7 protein-coding genes and 3 pseudogenes are annotated in these 10,161 nt (G+C 67.4%); 4 read left to right on the top strand and 6 right to left on the bottom strand.

Features of this window, described 5'->3' with window-relative positions; genetic code table 11:
• Window positions 1-25: 25 nt before the first annotated feature.
• Window positions 26-685, bottom strand: coding sequence for an MSMEG_1061 family FMN-dependent PPOX-type flavoprotein (locus OG972_RS46830; RefSeq protein WP_266992930.1), 660 nt, complete (start codon window positions 683-685; stop codon window positions 26-28).
• A 460-nt stretch (window positions 686-1,145) separates the two neighbouring features.
• Window positions 1,146-1,523, bottom strand: a complete 378-nt coding sequence (locus OG972_RS46825; RefSeq protein WP_266992928.1) for a nuclear transport factor 2 family protein — start codon at window positions 1,521-1,523, stop codon at window positions 1,146-1,148.
• Between the two features lie 256 nt (window positions 1,524-1,779).
• Here OG972_RS46825 and OG972_RS46820 point away from each other — a divergent pair, with 256 nt between their 5' ends.
• Entirely contained in the window at window positions 1,780-2,190 is a 411-nt protein-coding gene (locus OG972_RS46820) for a VOC family protein (protein ID WP_266457694.1), read from the top strand.
• Between the two features lie 18 nt (window positions 2,191-2,208).
• Here the strand turns inward: OG972_RS46820 and OG972_RS46815 are convergent.
• Window positions 2,209-3,143 (bottom strand): annotated as a pseudogene (locus tag OG972_RS46815) (IS5 family transposase).
• A 70-nt stretch (window positions 3,144-3,213) separates the two neighbouring features.
• Between OG972_RS46815 and OG972_RS46810 the strand changes: the two are divergent.
• Window positions 3,214-3,954, top strand: coding sequence for a hypothetical protein (locus OG972_RS46810; RefSeq protein WP_266992926.1), 741 nt, complete (start codon window positions 3,214-3,216; stop codon window positions 3,952-3,954).
• Window positions 3,955-4,087: 133 nt separating this feature from the next.
• A pseudogene (locus OG972_RS46805) lies at window positions 4,088-5,412 on the top strand (IS701 family transposase).
• A 111-nt stretch (window positions 5,413-5,523) separates the two neighbouring features.
• Here the strand turns inward: OG972_RS46805 and OG972_RS46800 are convergent.
• Together OG972_RS46800 and OG972_RS46795 are read right to left on the bottom strand one after the other, a co-directional pair.
• Window positions 5,524-5,760: pseudogene (locus OG972_RS46800) on the bottom strand (transposase); the annotation flags it as partial.
• Window positions 5,761-5,816: 56 nt separating this feature from the next.
• The gene (locus OG972_RS46795) at window positions 5,817-6,914 is read right to left on the bottom strand and encodes an integrase core domain-containing protein (RefSeq protein ID WP_266992924.1); all 1,098 of its coding nucleotides are present in this window, start codon (window positions 6,912-6,914) and stop codon (window positions 5,817-5,819) included.
• A 124-nt stretch (window positions 6,915-7,038) separates the two neighbouring features.
• Between OG972_RS46795 and OG972_RS46790 the strand changes: the two genes are divergently transcribed.
• Window positions 7,039-7,509 carry a hypothetical protein gene (locus OG972_RS46790; protein WP_266992922.1) on the top strand — a complete coding sequence of 157 codons (471 nt, stop codon included), beginning with the start codon at window positions 7,039-7,041 and terminating at the stop codon, window positions 7,507-7,509.
• A 412-nt stretch (window positions 7,510-7,921) separates the two neighbouring features.
• Here OG972_RS46790 and OG972_RS46785 read toward each other — a convergent pair whose 3' ends face one another.
• Window positions 7,922-9,880 (bottom strand): hypothetical protein, encoded by a 1,959-nt coding sequence (locus OG972_RS46785; RefSeq protein ID WP_266992920.1) that lies wholly within the window; start codon window positions 9,878-9,880, stop codon window positions 7,922-7,924.
• Window positions 9,881-10,161 lie beyond the last annotated feature (281 nt).

Raw genomic sequence — 10,161 nt, 5'->3', positions numbered from 1 at the left:
TGGTGTTCACTCGCAGGTCGGCCCGTTACTCGTACCGGTACTTCAGCGAGTCCGCCTCCGCTTGCTCGATGTCGGCGATTGTCAGCTCCGGCATCCGTAGTTGGGCCAGCGTCACCTCGGCCGAGGCCGGCTGGGCGTCCGCCGGCAGCCACTGCTCCGGCTTCCAGGCCCCGCTGCGCAGCAGCGACTTGGGGCAGTGCGGGTAGACCTCCTCGATCCCCAGTACCAGCGCACTGGCCGGCGGCTTGCCCACGGCGGTCAGCTGCGACAGCAGGTCTGGGCGGGTGGAAACGCAGGCCCGGCCGTTCACCCTGAGCGTCGTGGTGCGCCCCGGGATGACGAACAGCAGCCCGGCCCGTCCGGTGGCGATGACGTTCTGCAGGGTGTCCAGCCGCTTGTTGCCGGTCGCGTCCGGTATCGCCACCGTCCGTGCGTCCAGGACGGCGACGAACCCGGCGGGGCCGCCGCGCGGGGAGACGTCACAGTTGCCCTCGGCGTCCGCGCTGGCGACCAGGACCAGCGATGAGCAGCCGATCAACCGCCGGGTCTCCTCGGTGAGTTCGGTCATCTGCTTCCGCACGGCCGCGTCGCTGGGGAGTTCGTAGACCCGGCGCAACGCTTCCTGGTCGGGGACGGCGTCGAGGCGGAGCGAGTCGAAGGCACTGTCGGCAAGGGGTGTCGTCATGCCTCCGACCCTAACGAGCCGAGCTGCGATTGATCTTGGTCGAGGGCGGCTCCGACGCCGTGATCACACCAGCACATCAAGATCATCGCACCGCCGGCCGGCGAGATGGCTCAGATGCGAGAGCGCAGCCACCGTTTGTTCTGCCTTTCCAGAACGAGTAGTGCCACCCGCAGCCGCCGTAGTCGTGGGGCCATCGTTTGCACGGGCGGCTGACCAGGTCGTACCTCTTCGGGACGGCGTCGCGTACCAGACCGGCCCTGTCGGCCAGGTACGACAATCGCCCCTGACCGGCCTTTCAAAGGCGCCATCGTCGGCGGTCGGCTGTGGGGCAGCGCCCCCTCTGACTGCTAGCCCCGCGGACGCCCCCTCAACGCCGCAGCCTGACCGACCGACCGCGAACCGCAGCCCCGGAGTGCCGAAAGGGACAAGTTCACGAGAAGGACAGCGACAGAAGGACGACTCAGGAGGCGGACGGCTCGATCTCCCCCGCAAAGACGATGACCTGGTCGATGAGGCTCCGCCGCAGATGGACGACGTCCGTTCCCGCCAGGCGGGGGCCTCCATCCGGCGTGGTGAAGACCCACTGGTACCGGGCCCACTCGTCAGGCATGTCCACCGCTGAGCAGCGCACCATCGTGCCGGTCCCCGCCGGGTGGCGCCGGATGTCCAGCACGAACCGCTCGACCGCCGCGATTCCTTCGCTGCGACCCAACGGCCCCCAGAAGACCACGTCTGAGGTCAGGGCCTGGGAGAGCAGGGCAGTCACATAGTTGTCGTCCGAGGCGTTAAACGCGGAGATGAACGTGTCGATCGCGGAGCGTGCCGTCTCTTCCTGCATGCCCCAGTAATACCAGCCGTTGCGCGTGCGCTCGTCCCGCGAGCCGCCTTCCGATCACGGTGGACCATCCCGGTCACAGCACTAAGCGGCTCCGCCGAAGTCCGCTGCTGATCCGCACCCGCGGTACAAACCTGGCCGCCCCTGGTGAACGGGGTCTGGGGGGCGAACCCCCCAGGAACTTTTTGTTCCCGCACCTCAGCGGAGCTGCTTAGGGCCTGTCTCGAAGTCGGGTGTGAGCTTGTGGCAAGATCGCGGGATGCTGCGACTCACCGATTTCATTATCGACTGCCCGGACACGATGAAGCTGGCGGCTTTCTACTCCGAGGTGACGGGCCGTCCGATCAAGGAAGGCAGCTCCGAGGACTGGGCTGGCATCCAGTTCGGCGAGATCGAGCTGGCATTCATCCGGGTGGACGACTACCGCGCTCCGCAGTGGCCCGACAGCGAGCACCCCAAGCAGTTCCACCTCGACTTCGAAGTGGACGAGATCGAGTCCGAGCAGCGCCGCGTCCTCGACCTCGGCGCGACGCTAAGGCAGGACTTCATCGGCCCCAACGGCTACGGCTGGCAGGTCTACACCGACCCGATCGGCCACCCCTTCTGCCTGTGCCGCAACAAGGGCGTCATCTGGACCGACCAGGGCCCGATCTGGCCCAAGCGCGACTAATAGAACCTGTCCGGTCGATCATGTGCGGAGCCAGATGATGAGGGCTGCGGCGGTGACGGTGCCGAGGTAGACGTAGCCGCGCTTGTCGTATCGCGTGGCCACGGCCCGGGACTGTTTCAGCTTGTTGATGGCCCGCTCGACGGTGTTGCGTTTCTTGTAGCGCTGCTTGTCGAAGCCGGGTGGCCGTCCGCCGCGTGAGCCTTTGCGCTGGCGGGCGCCCTGGCTGTCGGTTTTCTCCGGGATGGTGTGCCGGATGCCCCGGCGGCGCAGGCTGTCCCGGCATGGCCCGTTGCTGTACGCCTTGTCCGCGGCGAGGCTGTCGGGCTTCTTGCGCGGTCTGCCCGGACCGGTGCGCGGAACGCGGATCTTGTCGAGTATGGGGTCCAGTTGGGTGCAGTCGGCCCGTTGGCCGGGTGTGACGACCAGGGACAGCGGCCGGCACTGGCCTTCGGCGCTCAGGTGGAGCTTGGTGGTGAAGCCGCCCCTTGAGCGGCCCAGTCCCTCACCTGCTTCACCACCTCCACCAGGCGGGCGTGAAGGCTCTGCCACGGCGGTTCGTCCTGGTGTTCCCCGCCCGCGTCCCCTTTTGAAGTGCGGGGCGCGGGCGGCGGGCTGGTACGGGCGCCCGCCGCGTGCTGATGAGCGCGCACCACCGTGGAATCCACCCCGATGTCCCAGTCGATCTTACCGGCGGCATCCGCTTCGGCTTGGACCTGCTGGAGCAGCCGCTCCCAGGTTCCGTCGGCCGACCACAGCCGGTGCCGCTCATAGACCGTCTTCCACGGCCCGAACCGTTCCGGCAGGTCACGCCAGTGAATGCTGGTCCGCACCCGGTGCAAGATCCCGTCGATCACCTGCCGATGATCCCGCCACCTACCGCATCGGCCATTGCCCACCGGCAGGAACGGCCGCAGCCGCTCCCACTCCGCATCTGTCAGATCACCCCGCCCCATGGCCGAGACAACGATCCGCCGACGTGACAGTCACATGGGCGGACAAATCCCAGGGCTTACGCTCCCGGGCATGACCAAGTTCTTCGCCACTGTGTGCCTGCCGCCGACCTCGCCTCGGAAGGTTCCCCAGGCCATAGCTGCCATCATGGCGCCCTACAACGCCAACCTCACCGAGGAATGGAATCCGGTCGGCCACTGGGACTGGTGGGCCATCCACTCCAGCGCGGGCAACGCCTACCTCGTGTTGCCTCCGCACGACGGCGACCGCAGGCTCGTCACGGCCTCAACTGTGCCTCGCAGGAAGGCCAAGCTCGATGCCCTCGGGCCGCTGGAATGCTATGGCGGGCCTCGGGGTCTGCTCGACTTCGACGGTATGCGGAAACGAGCGGCGCGCACGCATGACGCCCTGCTCGCCGCTTGGACCGAGCTGACCGCGATACACCCGCCGGCCCGCCCGCTCGCCGACTTCCTCGCTCGCCACGAGGCCGACCCTGAAAGGTACTCCCTGGCAGACGCCAGGAAGGAGCATCTGGCCCAGCCGCTGGTGCAGGACGTGGCCCAGCGGGCCGTCGCAGGAGACCCGCACTTTGACACGTCGTTCCTGCTCAACGACCCGGTCGCGTACTTCGCGCAGGAACACGAGGAAGCACGGCTGTGGTCGGTCCGGTGCGCCGTGCCCGGCTTCGCCCTGGTCACCCTCGATGGCGCGTGGATGGACGCGGACACAGACGGCCACTGGGAACAAGCCAACCGCTATCTCGACGACCTCGACGCCGAGGCCGTCGTCCTCGACCTACTCTGTCACTCCTGAGTCGTCAGACCGGGCAGACCCATAGAGGTCAGCCCGGCGGCTGCGCGGCGGGAGCCCATGATCGCCCGGACAGGCTCTTTAGTACTGCAACGACACTCCGTGACGTTGTGGACGCTGCCTCGTTGATTGCTGCATGCAGGAAGAGATAACTGACGGTTGGTCAGATGTATTCGATGACTTCGTGGCGCGGTTCGCGGGTCGGTTCGGTCGTGTGGAGTCGCGGCGGCGGGTGGTGTCCTACCTGCGGGGACTACTGAGTGAGACGGAACGCAAGAACGGCTGGACCCTGGCGGAGACCGTCGGCGATGACGGCCCCCAGGGCATGCAGCGTGTGCTGAACCACTACGTGTGGGACGCCGAGGCTCTGCGCGACGATGTCCGCGACGCGGTCGTGGAACTCCTCGGGGATCCCGAACAGGGAATTCTCATCCTCGATGAGACAGGATTCCTGAAAAAGGGCGTCCGGTCGGCGGGTGTGGCCCGACAGTACTCGGGGACGGCCGGCCGGATTGAGAATTCTCAGATCGGAGTCTTCCTGGCCTACGGATCCGGGAAGGGGCGTGCCCTGATAGACCGCGAGCTGTATCTTCCGAAGGGCTGGACGTCGGACCGTGAACGCTGCCGGGTGGCCGGTATCGAAGACGATGTCGAGTTCGCCACCAAACCTGACCTGGGACTGCGCATGCTGCAACGCGCGGTGGAGGCTGGGATCCCGTTTGGCTGGGTGACTGCTGATGAAGTCTACGGCCAGACAAGCCGAATCCTGCTGTGGCTGGAGGAACACGAAATACCTCACGTGCTGGCGGTTCCGAAATCGCAGATGGTCATGACCATGGAATTCTTCGGTCAGGCCCGCGCCGACGAGCTGATCAACCAGCTTGCCGACGATGAGTGGAAGACTCTGAACTGCGGCAACGGTGCTCATGGGCCGAGGGTTTACGACTGGGCGGCAGCCCCGATCCGGCCCTGGCGCCGCGAGGGCTGGGACCACTGGCTACTGGCACGCCGCAGCCTTACCGACCCCACGGACATCGCCTATTACATCTGCTTCTCCCCGACCGGGACGCCTCTTGGGGAACTCGTGCGGATCGCGGGGTCCCGGTGGATGGTCGAGGAATGCTTCCAGGCCGCGAAGAACGAGACCGGACTTGATCACTACCAAGTCCGCGGCTATACCGCGTGGTACCGGCACATAACTCTTTCCATGGCCGCCCTCGCCTTCCTCGCCATCCTGCGGGCGGAGGCAAAAAGGGGGATCTCGAAACCGATAGCGAGCGATCCCTCATACCCGTGACCATGAACGAGGCCCGGCGTCTCTTCAATCGCATCTGCTTTCCCGTCCGTCATGGCGTCCAGTACGTACTCGCCTGGTCCGTATGGCGAAGAAAGAGCCAAGCACGAGCTCGCATCAGCCACTACAAACGCAGAGGACATCACGAAGTGTCGTTGCAGTACTAGTAGGGCTTGGTCAGGTTCGTATCGGTGTGGGTATGTCGCGGTGGCAGGTGGGGCAGGCACCGGTCCAGAGGGCGAGGAGTATCTGCAGCTCGCGGACGACCTGGTAGAGGCTCAGGCCGGCGCCGCGTCTTTTGGGGCTTGGGCCAGTCGTTGCAGGGTGCAGAAGGCGTGCGCGACGGAGACGAGGGTGACGTGGTGGTGCCAGCCGCCCCAGGTCCGGCCCTCGAAGTGGGCAAGTCCCAGGGCCTGTTTCATCTCCCGGTAGTCGTGTTCGATGCGCCAGCGGAGTTTGGCGAGCCGGACCAGCGTGGTCACAGGCATGCCGGAGGGCAGGTCGGACAGCCAGAACTGCACCGGCTCGCTCTCACCGGCGGTGCGCTTGCCGAATACCTCATCCGTGCTGGTCAGGCCGCATGTTGGTACTCGTGGAGGGTGCCGCCGAGTCGCGTGCGTCTGCGTATGTCGAGACGCGCGATAGTGCCCGGATCTTCGATCGGAGCAGGTAGCGGATGGAGGGGGCGGGCATTCGCGATGCCCTGGTGCGGCCTGTGCTCGTTGTAGAAAGATTCGAACTCGCGCAGGGCATATAGGAGATGGCGCTGGTTCCAGATCAGTGTGCGGTCCAGCAGTTCTCGTCGGCAGGTTTGCACCCACCTCTCCATGATGGAGTTCATCCTTGGCATCTGAACGCCGCTGAGCACCACCTCGATGCCCGCTTCCTTGAGGACTGCGTCGAACAGCCCGGGGAACTTCCCGTCCCTGTCCCGGATCAAGAACCGCGCTCGGCAGCCCGCGTCCTCGAGGTCCATGACGAGGTTCTTCGCGGCCTGGACCACCCAGGCCGCGGACGGGTGAGCAGTGGCGCCCAGGATACGGACCCGGCGGTTGGCGTGCTCGATCACCGCGAACACGTATAGCCGCACCCCGGACAGGGTGACCGTTTCGAAGAAGTCGCAGGCCAGAAGGGCGTCGGCCTGGGAGCGCAGGAAGTCGCCCCAGGTGCCGGAGCTCCGTTCGGGCGCCGGGTCGATCCCGGCATCCTTGAGGATCTCCCATACCGTGGAAGCGGCAACCTTGATCCCCAGCACGAGCAGCTCACCGTGCACTCTCCTGTAGCCCCAGCTGGGATTTTCGCGCGCCAGGCGCAGCACCAGGGCTCTGATCGAGTGCACGGTCCGTGGCCGACCCGGGCGCTTCGGCCGAGACCGGGCCGCGTGGCGGCGTGCGACCAGGTCGCGATGCCATCGCGTCACCGTCTCCGGGCGCGCCAGCAGCCGCATCCTGCGCAGCACATGCCGTGGCAGCCGATGCAGCAGCGCCGCCAGGAACGCCCGGTCGGTCGGGGTGAACCGCACCCTCTGCTTGCCGAGTTGGCGTTCCAGCACCGTGATCTGATGACGCAGGGCAAGGATCTCCGTGTCCTTGTCCCGGGCGCTCATCGGCAGCAGGCGCAGCAAGGCGAATGCGTTCGTCACGCCCAGGCAGGCCAGTCGTAGCAGCACGGTCGATCATCATGCCGCGCTGATCGACAGCCACGTGAGGGTGCCGGCGCGAGCGGCCACGGTCGACATCCCGCACACCGGCTACCACCAGGGCGGATGAGTTTTCGGCAAGGGCAGGGTCAACATGATCGAGCCGCAACCAGACTCCGCCAGACGCCGGGATGTCCCGCGTCGGGCGTTCCTCGCCGTCGGCACCGCAGCCTCGGCCGGGGTCGCCCTGGGTCTCCGGGGAACCTCGCCCGCTGCCGCAGCCGCGGCGACGGGGACCACCCATTACGTCTCCAAGAGCGGGAGTGACAGCGCGGCGCGGACGAGCGCTACACCACTGCTGACGATCAACGCCGCGGCAAAGAAGGCCCGGCCCGGCGACGTTGTCCTGGGTGGATCCTCTGAGTACCAGGCCCGGAGGGAGAACGCCCCAGGCCGCAGGGTGGATGGCGGGCTCATCCTTCCCTGCCACGGGGCGCAGGTGACGTACGGGGGAGGCGGTGTGATCGAGCGCGCGCTGGACGGTTATGGAATTGGCCCCTCCGCCCGTACAACCCTTTCGGCCGACACCGACACCGGGATTGCTGGGGCCGAGTCGGATGCCTGACGACACACAGCCCGTGCACCTCGACGAAGTGCGGGGCACGGTTCTTAACCTCCTCCGGACCGCCGATTGATCAGAACTCAATACGCGCCCTAGCACTCTCAAGCACCCGCACACGTGGGTTGTAGCGGCCGAGATCGTCGTCGACGACTCGGTGGCCCGAGTCGCCGACTTCCGCGGCTCCTTCCGCACGAAGCCAGAGGGCGGCGAAGTCGGCGTGGGCCTGCTCGACGGCTTCGGGAGCCGACGCTCTCTCAGCCGCAGCGGCACGGCAGGCGCCCAGCCTCGAACCGCACGGTCTTGCGCTCGCTAAGGGCGGCTTTCATAGGTGAGTTGAAGGCTGGCCACCACCACCTCTGAGTCGGCCGGGTCCCGGATCGGCAGACGCGGGCCGGTGGTACCGGCCCGCGTCGGGTCAGCGCACGGTGACGGGCTTAGTGGTGGTCGTGCCGTTGGTCCAGCCGTTACGGTGGGCAGTGATCTTGAACGTGATCTTCTGGCCACGGTCGGCCTTCACCAGGACGTAAGTGGACTTGGTCGCGCCGCTGATGGACTTGCCGTTGCGCTTCCACTGGTACGTGTAGGAAGTGGCGGACGGCGACCAAGTGCCGCGGGCAGCCGTCAGCTTGTAGCCGACCTTGACGAAGCCGGAGATCGACGGCGCGGTGGTGGCCTTCAGGGCGGGGCCGACCGCGACCTTCAGCGCAGGTGAGGTGGAAGCGACGGAGCCCGCGCCGTTGCTGACCGTGACCCGGCAGGACACCTTATGGGCGTAGTCGGCAGAGGTGAGGGCGCGGGTCTTGGCGGTGGCGCCGGAGATGACCGCGCCGTCGCGCAGCCAGGACCAGGTGGCCTTGGTGTTGGTGCCGTTCCAGGCGGCGGAGCAGGTGAGGGTGGAGCCGGTTCGGGCCGTTCCGCTCACCGCAGCGTTGGTGGTGATCTGTGGCTTGATCAACAGGGTCTGCGACTGGGACCACACCTGGGAGGCGTAGCCGCCGCTGCCGGTGTACTCGGCCTTGCGCCACAGCACCGTGGCCCGGCCGTCCGGTCCGGCAGCCACCTCGGCGGCGAGGGCGTCGGTGTTGGGGACGGCGACGACGGGTGTGCTGTTCAGAGCGGTGGCCTTGCTCCAGGTGCCGTCGGCGCGCACCGCCCATTCAAGGTAGTTGTCGTCGCCGTTGTCGATGCTCGGCACCTGCGGCCACACGACCTGCACGGTTCCGTCAGCGCCGATGGAGGCGTCCACCTGCCAGTTGACGTAGCCGGTGGATAGCGTCTTCGGCGCGGACCAGGTCCCGGTGCTCGCGGTGCGGGTCACCGTCTGCACAACGGGGGTACCGGCGGTGCGGCTCCAGCCCGTCCACACGTAGGTGACGTCACCGTTGGGCGCGGCCAGCGGTTCGCTTCCGTCGCTGTAGTTGATGGCGGAAACGGCGGTCTGAGCTGCACCCCAGCTGCCCGAAGGAGCGGTACGGGTGGCGGATTTGAGGTCGTCGGCGCCGTTGCGCCACAGCACGGTGGTGGCGTTCTTGGCGTCCATCGCCACCTGTACGTTGCTGGACGTGGCGTCGGTGCCGGGCAGCACGGAGGCACTGCTCCAACTGGGCTGGGCCGAGGTGCGGGTGGCAGTGGAGACCGTGTGCTCGTCGGTGAAACGGTTGAGTTCATCCCAGACCGCGGTGGCGGCGCCGCCGGGGGCCACCGCGAGGTCGATGTTCCAGATGGATCCGGTAGTGGTGGAGCCCAGCGTCCGGGGTGCGGACCACGCCCGGTCGCTGGGGGCAAGGGCGGCGGTCCTCACATCGTAGTTCCGGTACCCGTCGCCCTGGTCCCATACGGCGGTGAAGGTGCCGTCGGCCGCCGCGGCCAGGCGGGGCGTGGACATGTCCAGGCCGTCCCAGGCGGCTAGGGTGGCCGGGGCGGACCAGGCTGCCGTGGCCGGGTTCCAGCCGGCGGCCAGGGCGACCAGCGAACCGTCTGCACCACTGCCGTCCAGCCAGGTCACCACGGCCCGCCCGTCGGCGCTCACGGCAAGGACGGCCGCGGAATTCTTGTCACGCCCGGTCGCCAGGGTGTGCGGCGCACTCCACGTCGCGCTGCCGGCAGGCCGGACGGCGGTCCGGAAGTCCCAACCGGTGGCCCCGGCGGCCTTGTCCCGCCACAGCGCGAACGCGGCGCCGTCACCGGCCACCTGGACATCGATGAGAGTCTGCTGGCCGTCGGCTCCGGTCAAGGCGACGGCTGTGCTCCACGGCCCCGCCGACGCGGTGTACCCGGCGGCGGCCGAGGGAAGGGCGGTGCCCAACGAGACCGCGGCCACGGTGGCGGCGAGCGCCAAGGCGGCAGTCTTCGGTCTGCGTATCTTCAGTGCCATTACGGCTCCTGTCTCAGGCGAGCGCGTCTTGCGCCCGGCATGCTCGCGCACATCGGAGCGAGGGGGCGCAGCACCGGCGGAAGGCAAATGGCGTAGATGCCCTCATGCGGATCACGACGCCGCCGCTCCCGCGCCGTGGTCATGATGACAGGACGGAGTAACGGACCATGATGCCAGGTGCTGGCAATCTTGTACGGACCACGATGCCGGGTTTGATACTGGTGGGTCGAACGTTTTGCGGCCGCCGGATTCTGGGTGGAAATCGTTGCCCTCGGCGTGCG

It is taken from the genome of Streptomyces sp. NBC_01669 (assembly GCF_026339735.1).
In the GTDB taxonomy this organism is placed as follows: domain Bacteria; phylum Actinomycetota; class Actinomycetes; order Streptomycetales; family Streptomycetaceae; genus Streptomyces; species Streptomyces yanii.
This window is presented reverse-complemented; position numbering and strand designations above follow the sequence as displayed.